Here is a 14,228-nt window from a genome sequence, read left to right on the forward strand (position 1 = left end):
ATAGCGGTACTCGGCGGTACTGAGTACCGCGAGACCGAAGAGGACCCAGGATGGACAACCTGACGGAGATGCTGAAGGGCACGCTTGAGGGCTGCGTGCTTGAAATCATCGGCAGCGAGGAGACCTACGGCTACGCCATCACGCGTCGGCTGAACGAACTCGGCTTCGCGGACGTCGTCGAGGGGACGGTTTACGCCATCCTGCTGCGACTGGAGAAGAACGGGCTCGTCCAAGTGACGAAACGGCCGTCCGGGCTGGGCCCGCCGCGCAAGTTCTATGCGCTCAACGACGCGGGGCGCGAAGAACTCGCGACGTTCTGGGTGAAATGGGAGTACATCACAACACGGATCGACAAGCTCAAGGAGGGCGGGAGATGAACTTCTGGGAGACCATCACGGGCAGCGATCTCACCAGGGAATGGAAGGCGTTCGAGGCCCGGGCCGAGGCATTGCCGGCCGACTACCGGGCGGCGTGGGAAGAGATCAAGGGCCACCTTTTTCCGTACTCGGACTTCACAGGTCGAAACCTGATGCCGATTCTCGACGGCGCTCTGGGGCTGCTCGAAGAGGCAGCGGCCGATGGGCAGAGCATTCACGACGTGCTGGGTGACGACATCAAGGGATTCTGCGCGGCGCTGGCCGGTGAGGAAGGGGCTCGGAGCTATCGCGACCGGTGGCGCCAGCAGTTGAATCGGAATGTCGCAAGGAAATTAGACCGGCTAGGGGGCTGACGTGGGCATCCAGGACATCATCGAGGGCAAGAAGCAGTGGCGGGCGCACATGGCGCGGGTCAAGGCGCTCCCACGGGATTACCAGATCGTCTACAAGGAGATTCAGAGGTACTTCTTCAAGGTCGGGCCGGTCGGGCTGACTGACGGGTCCCTGCTCTCGGGGATCCTCGACTTCTTCGAGGAAGGCGTCGTGGCCGGCAAGGGAGTCCTGCAGCTCATCGGCAACGACGTCGCGGCCTTCTGCGATGACCTAATCAAGGACTCGCGCACCTACGCGGACATCTATCAGGAGTCCGTCAAAGGGAAATCCGGCACGGCCGAGAAGTAGCACCCGTCGACCCAAGACACCCGCCAGTTATGGGATTTCCCTTGCCGACAGTTTCCCTACGGAGGTGTTTTCCTCACCGGAGTGCTTGTTGGTGAGCGCCGAGCGGGTCGCGTGCATCGAGGCCAGGAGCAGCAGTCGGTCCGCGTCGGCGCTGCCCGGCTCGGCGGTGAAGACCAGCATGACCGGGCCGGGGTTGCCGGGCAGCGGATAGGTGTCCCAGTCCAGGACGATGTCGCCGACCTCGGGGACCCGGAAGGTCTTGGTGCCCCTGACCGACTCGCGTACGTCGTGCCGGGCCCACAGCCGACGGAAGTCGGCGCTGCGGATGCTCAGCTCACCGACGATCGCGGTGGCGCGGGGGTGGGTGGGGTCGGTGGCGACGGCGGCGCGCATCATGCCGATGTAGTCCAGGGCTTGGCGCTCCCAGTCCGGGCAGCCCCGCTCGCCGGTCAGCGTGTCGTCGAACATCAGCAGGAGCATGTTGAGCCGGTCGGCCGGGTAGGCGTCCGGGTCGCCGAGCAGTGCCTCCGCCATCGGGTTCCAGGCGAGCAGGTCGAGGTGCCGGCCGAGCACGACCGCCGGGGTCTCCATCACCCGCAGCAGCCGCCGCGTGCTGTCCGGTGCCTGTTCCGGACCGTGGTCCATCCGGACGGGCATCGGCCGGCGGGCGGCGTGGGCCAGGGTGAACAGGTGGCGGCGTTCCTCGTCGTCGAGGCCGAGCGCGCCGGCGAGCGCGTCTAGGACGTCGTCGGACGGGCGTACCTCCCGGCCCTGCTCCATCCGCTGGTAGTAGTCGGTGCTCAGCCCGGCCAGCAGGGCCAACTCCTCGCGTCGCAGCCCGGTGACCTTCCGCCGGCCGCCCGGCTCCAGGCCGACGTCGTGTGGACGCAGCCGACTGCGCCGGGCGCGCAGGAAATCACCGAGCTCACGAGCGTACGGATGGGTCATGCCGCAAGTGTGCCCCCTCGCTGGGCAGCCGAGGTAGGTCCCGCAGACCTAGGTAACCAAGGACGACCGAACCGGCTCGCGTTGCTCCTAGCGTCGTCGGTCTACCGCACACCGACACTTTCAGGAGCAGCAGATGACCGGATGGACCGCCGACGGCATCCCCGACCAGTACGGCCGGGTCGCCGTCGTGACCGGCGCGAACTCGGGCCTCGGCCTGGTCACGGCCACCAGGCTCGCCCACCACGGCGCCCACGTCGTACTCGCCGTCCGCAACACCGCCGCCGGCGAGGAGGCCGCCCGGCGGATCGGCGGCGACGTCGAGGTACGTGAGCTGGACCTGGCCTCCCTTGCCTCCGTGCGGGCCTTCGCCGCGAAGCTCGCCGCCGACCACCCGGTGATCGACCTACTGGTCAACAACGCCGGCGTGGTGCTGCTCGGCCCGCGCCGCACCTCCGCCGACGGCTTCGAGCTGCAACTCGGCACCAACATGCTGGGCCACTTCGCGCTGACCGGCCTGCTGCTCGGCAACCTGACCGCAGCTCGGGAGGCCCGCGTGGTCGGTCTCAGCTCGATCACCCACAAGAACGCGCACCTCGACTTCGACGACTTGATGTTCGAGCGTGACTACCGAGCAGCTCCCGCCTACGGCCGGTCCAAGCTCGCCACCACGATCTTCGGCATCGAGCTGGACCGTCGCCTGCGCGCGGCCGGATCGCCGATCGTCAGCGCGCTCGCCCACCCCGGTCTCACCCGCACCAACCTGACCCCGCGTGCCTGGGAGCACCGTGGCCGGCTCGGGGCGCTGATCGCGTGGCTCGGCCTGCTGGCCACCCAGTCGGTGGAGCAGGGCGCGCTGCCGCAGTTGCGCGCCGCGACCGAGCCCGGTGTGCGGGGCGGCCAGTTCTTCGGGCCGTCCGGACTCTGGGAGACGCGGGGCCGGGTCACCGAGGCCCGGCTCAGCCGGGAGGCCGCCGATCCGGCCGTCGGCAAGCGGCTCTGGGCTGCGGCCGAGGAACTGACCGGCGTCAGCTACCTCTGAGCCCGACGGTCATCGGCGATCCGCAGCGTCTCGACCAGCGCCGCCGGAGACAACTCTCGCACGGCCGCCACGGTCAGCCCGTCGACCTGCGCGGTGGTGCCGTCGAGCAGCGGCAGGCCGAGGGTACGCAGAGCAGAGCCCAGGTCGGGGCGATCCGCCGCCATCGCTCGCCGGAGAGGTCGGTGGAGGCCAGCGATGTTGCTGGTGTCGGTCTTGCTACTCATCCGCCGAGGGCCGCAGCGACGGTGAGGGGGCCACTGGGTACGAAGTAGAGCACCGGGCTGCCGGGCCGGAGCACTGCCGCCAGGTGTACCGCCGTCCCCGGTGCGGCGGCCAGGTCGCGGTGTTCGGCGAACCGGTCCGGGACCTTCACCACGGCTTCGTTGAGGTTGCCGAAGAAGAGCTGCGCCTGACCGAACTGCGCACCGTCAGCAGCGCCTTCGTGAGCCGCTGCCGGGCCGGGGGTGGTTGCGCGGACGCTTCTCGGGTGTGCGTGACAACTCCTGGAGGGTCGATTGGTGGTGCGCCGGGTGCCGTCAGACCTCGTACCCGTCGTAGTCGTGCCAGCCGGGAGATTGGGTGAGCTGTTCCCAGGTCGGCCAGGCGGCTGCGGTGCGTTGGCGGACGAGTTCCCCGGCCGCCGTAGAGGTAGCTGCGCAGGCTGTGGTTGAGGATCGGTGCGGACTCGATCCGCTGGGCGAACCGCAGCGCCGTCGCCGTCAGCCCGCACGGCGGGATCGGCAGGTCCGGGTGGAGGTCCGTCATCGCTGTCTCCAGGATGTTCTGGAACGCAAGGGGGGCGGGGGACGATCGGCGGACGCGCTGGAGGGCGAGCCGCCGCCGATGCCGGGCAGCAGGGCCAGTGGCCGGGCTCGGTGGCGGAGCGGGGCCGAGTGGGCCAATCTGCCGCAGGCAGGGCGCGCCGCGACGACAGTGTGGCCAACCGCTGCGTTCTTCGGGCCAGGGCCTGTGGATGTCTCAGCCTGGTCGGGGCGACGGCTCCGCCGCCATCGGATTCTTCCGGGGGCGGGGCGGCGGTGTAGGTCGGGTGAGCCCGGTGCAGCGCCCGGAACGGCGGGTAGCAGAGCATGATCAGCCGGCTGGCCAGCCAGGCCCGCCAGTTGCGGGCGCCACCGACTCAGGGCGCGATGCAGCTCCAGGGCTTGGCGCAGCAGGTCGTTCGCGCCCAGGTAGTCCCGACCATTCGCCGTACGACGCCCAGCTCGTCGACGGCGTTGGCCAGGGGCCAGTGGGCAGAACCAATCTGCACCCGTCGCCATACGGCGTCAGTGCACGGTCGTCGACCGTTGAAGTCGAACTGAATGCGCCGTCTGCTGAGCTGGGGACAGCCTTCGTGGAGAACGAAGGCACGACGCGCTCAGGAGGATCCCGTGGCCAAGAAACGAATCTTCGCCGGCCTGGCGGCAACCGCAGTCATCATCGGCTCGATAGCGACCGGGCTGCCGGCGCAGGCATCAGTGACCACGGCATCCGCATCAGCGAAAGAGGCGTACGTCGTCTCGTCGCAGGTTGGGAACCCACCCGTGGTCCCGCTGATCGATGCCCGGCCGTGCAACACCAGCCAGACCCCCAGGCAGATCCGGCTCGTCCTCGCGCCCGGTGCCGTGATCTGCTACGGCGGCACAGTCGGTACCTGGGACCTGGGCCAACTTTACGTACAGAGTCTCGTGGCCGGCGGCTACTGGGGCTGGCTCGAGTGCTCAAATCCCGGTCAAGGCTCGGGCTTCGTGCAATTCTTCCAGCCCGGCGACATCTTCCCGATCAACGACACGTGCCAGACCCTCGCGATTACGCCGCCACGCTCCTGACGATTGGCGTTAACGGTGGTCGCCGCGGTGCGTCGCCGTCCAATGTCGGCTCTCGTTGTTTGTCGGATGACGTTAGGTAGGGTCGGGCGGCCGGAGGGGTTTTCGTTCTCCGGATCCTGGAGATTCCCGGCGTGACGGGTCGACGTCCGTGACAGTCCAATGTGCGGCTTCAAATCCGCCGACCAGACAAGTTGCCGCAATTTGTCTCGGGCGGCTCGGCGCTGCGCGAGCACCGTGGCGACGGACACGTGGCCGCGGTGCTCGCGGCCGGGCTGGGTGGCTGCGAGCCGCTGGTCCAGCGGGCCGGGACAGACCCTGGGCCGCTAGGTCGTGAGCCGAACCAGGGCTGGCCGGACGGTGAGTGGGACGCCGCCCATCGCCGTTGCATGATCCGGAACACGCATCGCCCGTTATCACCCACGGTGACGGTTGGTGCAGGATATGAGCCGATGTCCAGCTCATCGCGAGCTGCTTCCCCGCACAACTGGCAAACATTGCCGAACTTCTATGAATTTAGGAGCTGTACCTGGCGCGTCCCTGTAGGACTGTTCTACCGTCGCTGCATGGTCTCGCGCCGATCGGTCCTGCGGGCGGTACCGCTTGCGGCCGCTGCCCTTACCGCCGCCCCAGGCCATCCCCGTTTGCTCGGCAGGTCGTCCACATCGACGGATCCGGTACGCGTACCCCCCGACCCGGCTGCGACGGAGGCTGCCGCGACTGCGGTACGCGGCTTCACGGCCGACCTCTACCGCACCCTGGCGTCGACCCGTGCAGGCGGCAACGTGGTGTGCGCGCCGTACTCGGTCGGGCTCGCGCTCGCGATGACCAGGGCGGGCGCCGGCTCGACCACGGCGGACGAGATGGATGCCGTGCTCCACGCGCCGTATCCGCGACCCGGCGCGCTCGACAGCGGGTTCAACACAGTCGATCAGATGCTCGCCGGCCGGTACCAGGACGGCGATGGAACCAGGCAGTCCCGGCTGACCACGGCCAACGCCCTGTGGACACGGTTCGATCTGGGCCTGCGACCCGGGTTCCGGGACACCCTGGCCGGCTACTACGGTGCGGCGCCGCACCCGGTCGACTTCCGGGGCGCGCCGGAGGTGGCCCGACAGGAGATCAACACCTGGGTGTCCGACCGGACCAACGCGAAGATCCCGGAGCTGTTGCGGTCCGACGCCGTGAGCCCCGACACCAGCCTGATCCTCACCAACACGACCTACCTCATGGCGGCCTGGAAGTACCCGTTCACCCCGACGGCCACGGCGGTGGAGCCGTTCACCCGGGATGACGGCAGCGTCGTCGACGTCCCGATCATGCGCGGACCGTTCGACAGGATGGGCTACCTGGAGGGGGACGGGTGGCGCGCGGTCGACGTGCCTTACGCGGGCGGCGGGCTGGCCATGGCCATCGTCATGCCGACCCGGGGCGATCTCACTGCGGTTGAGGCGAATCTCGATGTGACGTGGCTGGGCGCGTTGTTGACCGGGTTCCGGTTCGTCGACGTCCAACTGCGCCTGCCCCGGTGGACGTTCCGCCTGCCGGCCGAGCTGGGTGCCGTGCTGGGCAGCCTCGGCATGCCCACGGCGTTCACGTCGCAGGCCGACTTCGCCGCCATGAGCACCGAACCAGCCCTGTGCATCGACGACGTGGTGCACGAGACGTTCATCGCGGTGGACGAGAAGGGTACCGAGGCCGCAGCCGCGTCGGCCGTCATCATCCGGCCGCCGTCGATCCCGCAAGGGCCGCAGTTCTTCGTCAACCGGCCATTCCTGTACGTCATCCACGACCAGCTCACTGGCGTACCGCTGTTCCTCGGCAGGGTCCACGACCCGCTGGTCACCGGCCCAGCCTGACCGGACCGGGTCGGTCGAGATCTTCGGTTGATCCGCACTGTCAGTCGGAAAGGCTCGCAACCTTGCGTAACGAGCGGATCGCGGCAGATCGGTTGGTGAGTCCCTACAGGCATCACGCTCATCGGCAAGTTCCGGACGTCGGCGACCGATGTCGGAGGTTGGCCACGGAGCGTGACGGCTCCGGCTGGTGGCGGCGCGTACGGTCGGCGGCATGAGCCTGCACTTCACCCAATCGAGTGGCGCCCGCTCGTGCGGAGGTCAGGGTGCCGGACGGGGAAGCCGGCGACCAAGGACAACTGTCGGCTGGCACGATGGCCTGGTGACCTTGCCCGACCGAGCCGAGGTCGCGGCGTTGCTGCGACGGCTGGACGACCCCACACGCCTCGAGTACCCGGCCCTGTTCGATTACGCGGCTGAGCAGCGGCGTTTCCAGTCGCTGGTGGCCGGGGTGGAACAGCGGTTCGGGTGCACCTGCGAGGCCGAGGCGGGTCGCCAGGTTCAGGACGCGAGCTACCTGGGGCAGTTGGTGGTACCGGCGCCGGTGACGGCGAACGGCGTGGCGATCTTCGTTCGTGTGAGCAACTTCGGTGGCTTGGCGTTGCTGGGCGCGGAGGGACCGGGCATTTACGACGATGCCGAGACTCTGTGCCTGATCGCTGAGACCGATCGCGGGGCGGTGCTGGAGGTGCTGGCAGCGTTGAACTATGTGCCGCTGCTGGAGGACGTGCTGTCCTCGGAGTACGACGGAACCAACGATGCGTTGCGCGATGCCTATCCGTCGTACCCGCCGACGTGGTTCATCCGATATTTCGACTACCTGTGAGGTGAGCGCGGCGTGACGACGGTAGCGCCCGACAGGCCGGCACCGGTCGAGGAGGGTTTGGTCAAGGTCTGGTTTCGGTTCGTGCCGCGGGAGGGGTGGCTGCCGTATGACACCGAGGGATTGTGGGCAGAGCCGGTGGGTGCGGACACGGTGCGGGTGGTGAACGTGCCGTTCCTGCAGGACGGTGTCGCGGAGGGTGACGTCGTGCGCTTCGTGACCGACGACGGCGGTAGGCGATGGGTGGTGGAGCGGGTCGAGGCGTCGGGCAACTGCACGATCCGTGTGTTGCCGGTGCCTGATGGTCCGTTGGGACGTAGTGCCCAGGCGGTTCACGAGTGTTTCGGTAGGTTCGGTCTTGGCGGCGAGGCGTTCAGCGAGGCGTTCCCGCTGGTGGCGATGAACGTGCCGGCGGACGATGACCTGGCCGCGATCAAGCAGTTGCTGGTGTCGGGGCAGGCGCAGGGCTGGTGGCAGTTCGAGGAGGGTTGCGTCACCGACGCTTGGCGCGACGCATAACCAGTTTGGTCGGCTTCTGCTGCATTCGACTACCTCAAATAAGACAGCTCAAGCGGCCCGCGTCGCCAGCGAACCGTCGAGCCCGATCACCCGCCAGGCTGGATGCGCGCACATCGGCATGACCGTGCGCCACACGCCAGGCGGAGCCGTCACTCTGTGTGACTTGTTGGCGACCTGTCACCGCGTCCGCTCGGCCATGAGAGTACGTCGGATCATGGTCGCTCGGCCGCCTCGGGATTCTCTTCGGAAAGCCGCTGACTCTCGTGGGCTGATGCGTTTGTGAATGCGAGAGATCGATGCGTCGGTTGGGAGTCAGGTCGACCGCCTAGACCTCGCCTTACGGCTGGAAGTACTCCGACATCAGGCGGCTGACCCACTCCGGCTGCTTGACGTTCTCCGGTAAGAACTCTGCCATCGCTGGTTTCAGGTCGATGACCGGGGTGCCCGATATCGCGTCGAGCCCCACCACCGTCAGTTCGCGCCCGTGGACGGACTCGATGGCGCAGCACGTCACCCCGATGCGGTTCGGTCTGCGGGGGCCGCGGCCGGCGAACACGCCGACGGGCGGAAGGTCGGGACGGCCGCGGTAGGGGCGGGGCTCGCGGTAATCGCCGTGTTCCGGGAACTGGTCGAAAACGAAGAGGACCTCCACGTGGGAGAAGCCCTCCAGGCCCTGGAGGCATGCCTCGCCGAAGCGCTCGTCGATGGTGATCGTGCTGCGGACGGCACCCCAGTTGTCCGTGTCCTGAACGTCCGTCCTGTCGTTCCGGACGGTACCTATCGGGGTGATCTCGAAGCTGAGCATGATTCCTTCCACGTCCGTACGGGTGTCGGGGCCATCAGTGCCGTCCTCGACCTCACCTTGACGAGCCGGGGAGACCGCATCCGGAGGATCGGCGGTACTGCGGTGTGGCAAACGGTTATCCGACGAACAGGAGCACGCTGATCGCCAGCATCACCACGGCGGTGACCCCGTGGATGCCGTATGCGGCTGCCTTGGGCCCGTTGCTGCGCAACACGATCAGTGCGTCGCCGACCGGGATGCCCGCGGCGGCCAGCATGAACCAGCCGAGTAGGTGGGGTGTCGCTCCGGCCAGCAGGATGAAGATGAAGAGCCCCGAGGCTATGTCACGCACGGCCTTGACGGTCAGCCAGGCCTGGAAGGTGCGATCTCTGGTCGGCGTGCCGGGGATACCGAAGCCGGCTGCGGCCCGCGGCGCCCAAAAGGCGCGCGCGCCGATCAAGATGATGCCTACGCCGATCAGTCCGGCGAGCACTTCGGCGACGTTGACGAGCATGGGTTTCCTCTCTGCGGCGAAGCAGTCTAGCGGCGCTAGAACCTGTAGCGACGGTAGACTACCAACGAAAGCATGTCTAGCGTTGCTAGGATCTGGTCATGTCCATCATCAGTGAGCGCCGCGAGCGTGAACGCGCCCACCGCCATCAGATGATCATTACCGCCGCACGTGAACTCGCGGAGGCCGAAGGCTGGGAGGCCGTGACGACACGACGGCTAGCTGAACGGGTCGAGTACAGCCAGCCGGTGCTGTACAGCCATTTCAACGGCAAGGACGCCATCGTGAGCGCCGTCGCCCTGGACGGATTCGGCGAACTTGCTGCGCATCTGCGCCGCGCGCGGCAGGCAGCTTCCGAACCTGGACAGGCCCTGCGAGCCGTCTGCGGCGCCTACCTGGGGTTCGCGACCGAGCGACCTGCCCTCTACCAGGCCATGTTCATCCTGCCCACCGACCTGAAGTTCGCGAGCGCGGAGACGCCGGTTCCGCTGCGAGCCTGCTTCGACGAGTTCGTCAACTGCTTCCGGCCGGACAACAAGCGACGCGAACTGTTCGCCGAAGTCATCTGGAGCGCCCTGCACGGTATCGCCGTTCTGTCGGACAGCGGCCGCATCCCTCCCGCCGGACAGGAGGAACGAATTGACTTCCTCATCACCCGGATCGCGGACACCCCGATAAGACCGACCATGCCCCATGGATCTGAGCAGAACCACTGAGCGCATTCATCGGCACGTCCGGACGGCCGCCGGCACGCCAGCGGTCAAGATCCGTAGTGCTCGGATCGCGACTCGAAGCGGATGGCCCGCTCGAAACCACCACGACCACACCACTTCTCCTGCCCAGCGGGCAGCGACCCACCACCTGGGCACGGCGAACAGTCTGCCGGGATAACCGGATGTGGATGGAGTTCGACGACGGACGCATTTGGTACACGCTCGACATTGAACCTTTCAACCTGAACCGCGCGGCGCGCACGCACCGCGTCCGACCCTGCGGTCCGACGGATCGCAAGGGGAGGCTGAAAAAGGAGGGCCACCTTCCTGACCCGGACGGAGTACATGCGCCGGCTGCGGTCCGGGGTGGACCCGTGGACCGGCGAGCCCGACCCCTACGCCGGCATGTACAACTACGGATAGCACGACCACGGGATGAGGCCCGGCCGATGACGGCCGGGCCTCATCCCTACGTGAACAGCTTCCAGCGCCCCTCGGAGCCTCGCCCTCATCGATATCCGGGCTCGCCGGACCCACCCTGAGCTGCAAGGTCAGGTTGGAAAAGGCTCAATGGTCAAGGCCGGTGCGTACCTCAGTCGCCATGCCGCTCAACCACCGCTGGCGCGGATTGCGGCAGATCCGCGCACCTGCGTCTGGACCGTGATCGACAGGCAGGTCACGAGAGCCGGAATTGTCGTTCGCAACGTGTCATCATCGCGGCGTGATCGAGATCAGTGAGCCGGGTGGAGAGCAGGACGTCCGGCGGGTCATGGCGGAGCTCCGTGCTGCCGGCGAGCTGACGTTGGATCGTGTGCCCTGGGCCAGGTTCAGCCATGCGTACGGGCCGGCCGACGACGTGCCGGCGATGCTGCAGGTGTTGTACGCCCCGGAACCCGATGCCGCCCGTCATGGTCTGGTCAACCTCTGGAACAAGGTGCGGCATCAGGGCAACAGCGACACCGCGCTGGCGTTAGCGGTACCTTTTCTGCTGCGTATCGCTGCCACCCCTGGGGCGCACGGTCGCGGTCGGGTGCTGAGGTTGGCGGCCGAGGCCGGCCACCGCAACCACTTCGGGACCGACCTTCGGACGGATCTGTTCCAGGTGGCCGATGATCCGGACGATCTGATGATCGACGGATCCGGGCGCCCGGTCGTATGGACTCAACAGGCGGCGCGGGAGGCGGTCACGGCCGACGCGGCGCTGTTGATCCGACTGCTGGACGACCCTGATCCGCTGGTGCGGGCGAACACGGCGTACGCGCTCGCTGGAGCACTGTGGCCACCACCTGAGGTACCAGCCGCACTGCGGGCGCGGCTCGCGGCCGAGACGTCCCAAGCCGTACGTATCAGTCTGGTGTTGGCTCTCGCGCAGTTGGCGGTGGAGCACGGCGACCCGGACGTGGTGATGTGGACCGGTGAGCTGTGGACCGACGCGGCCAACACGCCCGACGTGCGATTCGCCGCCGCGCTGAGCTGGCTGTGCGCGACCACGCAGCCGGTGCCGGATCGAATGCTGGACCTGTTCGGCGAGGTAGTCGGGCCGGATCTAGCGGGTTGGATGCAGGATGTTCCGTGGCCCGATCGCATCGCGGAACCCGGCGGGCTCGTAGCGTGGCTGGTCGCGTTCCTGAATGAGGCACCGCCCGTCCAGGACCGGCGTGCTGTGTTCGGCGGTGGCGGGCCCAGCGTCAGCCCCGGGGATCGCGCTGGGCCCGGTTCTTAGGCCGGCTGTGGGGCCATGCTGCCGTAGGTCTTGAGGTGCTGGAACTCGCTCATGGCGGACGGCCCGCACAGCGTGCCGTAGCCGCTCTGCTTCATGCCGCCCTGCTCGAAGTGTTCGGACATTGTGCCCCAGGTGTTGAACCAGATGCCACCGAAGCGCAGGCCGCGTGCGACGCGGCGCGCCCGCAAGTCGTCGAGGGTGAACACGGAGGCGGCCAAGCCGAATTCGGTGGCGTTGGCTCGCTGGATCGCGTCGGTCTCGTCGTCGAAAATTTCGAAGGTCTGGACCGGGCCGAACACTTCCTGCTGGACGATGGGGACGTCGACCTGGTCGACTTCGATCAGGGCGGGCCGGAAGAATGCGCCACCGGCCAGGTCGGGGTCGTTGACCGGGCCACCCCGGACGATCACCTTGGCGTATTCGGCGGCCTCCTCGACGATGCGGTCGACCCTGGCGACGCTGGCCTTGTCGATCAGCGGGCCCATCTGACTGGTGGGGTCGAGTGCGGGGCCGACCTTGACCCCTTCCAGTGCTGCCGCGAGCCGGGTGCGTAGTTCGTCGGCAATGCCGCGCTGGGCGAGGACGCGGGAGCCGGTGCAGCAGAACTCGCCGTTCATCAGGACGCTGCTCATCACGAGCGTGGGGACCACGATGTCCAGGTCGGCGTCGTCGAAGACGATCAGCGGGGTCTTGCCGCCCAGCTCGAGTCCGAGCCGCTTGAGCGTGGGGGCGGCCGCGGCCGCGATGGCGCGCCCGACGTGCGTGCTGCCGGTGTAGCTGATCACGTCGATGTCGGGCGAGGCGACCAGCATCGGAGCCACCTCGTTGCCGGTCTCGGTGAGAATGTTGACGACACCGGCGGGAAGCGACGTTGTGGCGGCGACGGCGTCGGCGCACAACGCGTTGGTCAGCGCGGTCTGGCCGGGCATCTTGACCACGGTGGTACAGCCGGCTCCGATGGCCGGGCCCAGAGCGCGGACAAGCAGGACCACCGGGGAGTTCCACGGGGCGATGATGCCGGCGACGCCTGCCGCCTCGGGGGCCGAGTGGTAGTAGGAGCCCGGCGTGGGTTCGGCGGCGCGGCCGGCGATCTGGACGAGTGCGGAGGCGGCGCTGTAACGCAGCCATTCGACCGAGGTCAGTAGCTCCCAGGTCGTCTGGGCCAGAAGCTTGCCGTTCTCCTGAGCCAGCATCCGGGCGATGGCGGGGACTCGTTCGGCAAGCCGGTCGGCCAGTTCGTTCAGTGCCCGCGATCGCAGGGACGGGTTGCACGACCAGCCGGTGGTGTCGAAGGTGGAGCGAGCGGCAGCGATCGCGGCCTGTGCCTCGGCGCGGCCCGCGGAAACGTAGGCGCCGACGACCTCACCGGTGGAAGGGTCGATCGACTCGTGGACCGAGCCGGTGTCGCTCCACTCGCCGTTGATGAGATTGCGGGCGGTGTTGGTGGTCGACATTGTTGTCCTCTCGATTCGTCTCAGACGGCGGGTGTCGATCAGGCGGTACGTGTCGCGGTCGTGCGGCCGCGGGTCTCGGCCGGGTAGTGCTTGCGCAGGTCGGAGGTCGTCATCCGGTCGAGCATCCGGTCGGGCAGGAAGCGGGAGACACCGATGAGGAAGGTGGCCGTGGCGCCGATGGTGTACCGGGTGCCGGGCCTGCGATCGGTCACCGCCTTGGCGATCGTCTTAGCTGCGACGCCTGCGGTCACACCGGCCTTGGTGAACGCGGCGATGTGGGAGGGCAGCGCCTGCATCAGGTCGCCGTAGCGCCCGTTCTGCTCCGGCGTCATCCGGGCACCGACCTCGCTCAAGCCGGCAGTTCCGTGGCCGGCCATCTCGGTCTTGACGCCGCCCGGCTCGACCACCACCACCTGCACACCGTGCGGGGCCAGCTCGTTGCGCAGCGCGTCACTCATTGCCTCCATCGCGAACTTGCTGCTGGCGTACGGTCCGTAGCCGGCCATGGCGAGCTTGCCGAGCATCGAGGTGATGTTGACGACGCGGCCCTTGCTGCGTACCAGCGCGGGAAGCAGGACCTGGGTGACGGCGACGTGGCCGAAGAAGTTCACCTCGAAGATGCGCCGCCATTCGCTGAGCGGCGTCACTTCGACCGGGCCGGCGCCGGAGATGCCGGCGTTGTTGACCAGCGCCCGCAGCGGCCACGGGTCCCGCTCGACGCGTGCGGCGAGCGCGGCGATGTGGTCGGGGTTGGTGATGTCGAGGATCACCGGCTCGACGCCTGCGGCGCGCAGGGGCTCACCGTCGATGTCGCGCCGCACCCCGGCGAGGACGTGGAAGCCGCGGCGGGCCAGTTCCCGCGCGGTGGCCGCGCCCATGCCGGTTGACGCTCCGGTCACGACCACGAGTCCTTGAGTTTCAGATGACGTTGTCATCTTTCCAGTGTGCGATGGTGGGATGACATTGTCAACTGG

At 67.9% G+C, this 14,228-nt stretch carries 17 protein-coding genes and 1 pseudogene; 11 read left to right on the plus strand and 7 right to left on the minus strand.

Going from position 1 to position 14,228, the window contains the following annotated elements; translation table 11 throughout:
- Window positions 1-50 precede the first annotated feature (50 nt).
- Genes R6Y94_RS24625 through R6Y94_RS24635 form a run of 3 tightly spaced genes read left to right on the plus strand, consistent with a single transcriptional unit; the run spans window position 51 to window position 1,058 of the window.
- Entirely contained in the window at window positions 51-377 is a 327-nt protein-coding gene (locus tag R6Y94_RS24625; RefSeq protein ID WP_318398213.1) for a PadR family transcriptional regulator, read from the plus strand.
- On the plus strand, window positions 374-730 hold the full coding sequence (locus tag R6Y94_RS24630) for a DUF1048 domain-containing protein (protein WP_318398214.1): 357 nt from the start codon (window positions 374-376) through the stop codon (window positions 728-730). The genes R6Y94_RS24625 and R6Y94_RS24630 overlap by 4 nt, the downstream gene beginning before the upstream one ends.
- A 1-nt stretch (window position 731) precedes the next feature.
- A complete protein-coding gene (locus R6Y94_RS24635; RefSeq protein WP_318398215.1) occupies window positions 732-1,058 on the plus strand; it encodes a DUF1048 domain-containing protein in 327 nt (108 codons plus the stop codon).
- Window positions 1,059-1,085: 27 nt separating this feature from the next.
- Here R6Y94_RS24635 and R6Y94_RS24640 read toward each other — a convergent pair whose 3' ends face one another.
- Window positions 1,086-2,006, minus strand: coding sequence for a helix-turn-helix transcriptional regulator (locus tag R6Y94_RS24640; protein ID WP_318398216.1), 921 nt, complete (start codon window positions 2,004-2,006; stop codon window positions 1,086-1,088).
- A gap of 133 nt (window positions 2,007-2,139) precedes the next feature.
- Here R6Y94_RS24640 and R6Y94_RS24645 point away from each other — a divergent pair, with 133 nt between their 5' ends.
- Window positions 2,140-3,045, plus strand: a complete 906-nt coding sequence (locus tag R6Y94_RS24645; RefSeq protein WP_318398217.1) for an oxidoreductase — start codon at window positions 2,140-2,142, stop codon at window positions 3,043-3,045.
- Here R6Y94_RS24645 and R6Y94_RS24650 read toward each other — a convergent pair.
- Together R6Y94_RS24650 and R6Y94_RS24655 are read right to left on the minus strand one after the other, a co-directional pair.
- Window positions 3,036-3,269: a hypothetical protein gene (locus R6Y94_RS24650; protein WP_318398218.1), complete on the minus strand. Its 234-nt coding sequence runs from the start codon at window positions 3,267-3,269 to the stop codon at window positions 3,036-3,038. The genes R6Y94_RS24645 and R6Y94_RS24650 overlap by 10 nt on opposite strands.
- The gene (locus tag R6Y94_RS24655; protein WP_318398219.1) at window positions 3,266-3,418 is read right to left on the minus strand and encodes a hypothetical protein; all 153 of its coding nucleotides are present in this window, start codon (window positions 3,416-3,418) and stop codon (window positions 3,266-3,268) included. The genes R6Y94_RS24650 and R6Y94_RS24655 overlap by 4 nt, the downstream gene beginning before the upstream one ends.
- 1,018 nt (window positions 3,419-4,436) lie before the next feature.
- On the opposite strand from R6Y94_RS24655, the gene R6Y94_RS24660 reads away from it, so the two are divergent.
- The 5 genes and pseudogenes from R6Y94_RS24660 (at window position 4,437) to R6Y94_RS24675 (ending at window position 8,069) form a co-directional block, all read left to right on the plus strand.
- Window positions 4,437-4,874, plus strand: a complete 438-nt coding sequence (locus R6Y94_RS24660) for a hypothetical protein (RefSeq protein ID WP_318398220.1) — start codon at window positions 4,437-4,439, stop codon at window positions 4,872-4,874.
- Between the two features lie 161 nt (window positions 4,875-5,035).
- A pseudogene (locus R6Y94_RS45290) lies at window positions 5,036-5,251 on the plus strand (helix-turn-helix domain-containing protein); the annotation flags it as partial.
- A gap of 72 nt (window positions 5,252-5,323) precedes the next feature.
- Window positions 5,324-6,730, plus strand: coding sequence for a serpin family protein (locus R6Y94_RS24665; protein WP_318398221.1), 1,407 nt, complete (start codon window positions 5,324-5,326; stop codon window positions 6,728-6,730).
- Between the two features lie 319 nt (window positions 6,731-7,049).
- Window positions 7,050-7,553, plus strand: coding sequence for a hypothetical protein (locus tag R6Y94_RS24670; RefSeq protein ID WP_318398222.1), 504 nt, complete (start codon window positions 7,050-7,052; stop codon window positions 7,551-7,553).
- A gap of 57 nt (window positions 7,554-7,610) precedes the next feature.
- Window positions 7,611-8,069: a DUF4265 domain-containing protein gene (locus R6Y94_RS24675; RefSeq protein WP_318398223.1), complete on the plus strand. Its 459-nt coding sequence runs from the start codon at window positions 7,611-7,613 to the stop codon at window positions 8,067-8,069.
- Window positions 8,070-8,406: 337 nt separating this feature from the next.
- On the opposite strand, the gene R6Y94_RS24680 is transcribed toward R6Y94_RS24675, so the two are convergent.
- Together R6Y94_RS24680 and R6Y94_RS24685 are read right to left on the minus strand one after the other, a co-directional pair.
- Entirely contained in the window at window positions 8,407-8,874 is a 468-nt protein-coding gene (locus R6Y94_RS24680) for an SAM-dependent methyltransferase (RefSeq protein WP_318398224.1), read from the minus strand.
- A 115-nt stretch (window positions 8,875-8,989) separates the two neighbouring features.
- Entirely contained in the window at window positions 8,990-9,367 is a 378-nt protein-coding gene (locus tag R6Y94_RS24685) for a DUF4267 domain-containing protein (RefSeq protein WP_318398225.1), read from the minus strand.
- Between the two features lie 98 nt (window positions 9,368-9,465).
- On the opposite strand from R6Y94_RS24685, the gene R6Y94_RS24690 reads away from it, so the two are divergent.
- Both R6Y94_RS24690 and R6Y94_RS24695 read left to right on the plus strand, forming a co-directional pair.
- The gene (locus R6Y94_RS24690; protein ID WP_318398226.1) at window positions 9,466-10,080 is read left to right on the plus strand and encodes a TetR/AcrR family transcriptional regulator; all 615 of its coding nucleotides are present in this window, start codon (window positions 9,466-9,468) and stop codon (window positions 10,078-10,080) included.
- Window positions 10,081-10,798: 718 nt separating this feature from the next.
- Window positions 10,799-11,800, plus strand: coding sequence for a HEAT repeat domain-containing protein (locus R6Y94_RS24695; protein ID WP_318398227.1), 1,002 nt, complete (start codon window positions 10,799-10,801; stop codon window positions 11,798-11,800).
- Here the strand turns inward: R6Y94_RS24695 and R6Y94_RS24700 are convergent.
- Window positions 11,797-13,254 carry an aldehyde dehydrogenase family protein gene (locus tag R6Y94_RS24700; RefSeq protein WP_318398228.1) on the minus strand — a complete coding sequence of 486 codons (1,458 nt, stop codon included), beginning with the start codon at window positions 13,252-13,254 and terminating at the stop codon, window positions 11,797-11,799. The genes R6Y94_RS24695 and R6Y94_RS24700 overlap by 4 nt on opposite strands.
- A gap of 38 nt (window positions 13,255-13,292) precedes the next feature.
- On the minus strand, window positions 13,293-14,153 hold the full coding sequence (locus tag R6Y94_RS24705) for an SDR family oxidoreductase (RefSeq protein WP_318398229.1): 861 nt from the start codon (window positions 14,151-14,153) through the stop codon (window positions 13,293-13,295).
- Window positions 14,154-14,228 lie beyond the last annotated feature (75 nt).

The organism is Plantactinospora sp. KLBMP9567, from assembly GCF_033446045.1.
Classification (GTDB): domain Bacteria; phylum Actinomycetota; class Actinomycetes; order Mycobacteriales; family Micromonosporaceae; genus Plantactinospora.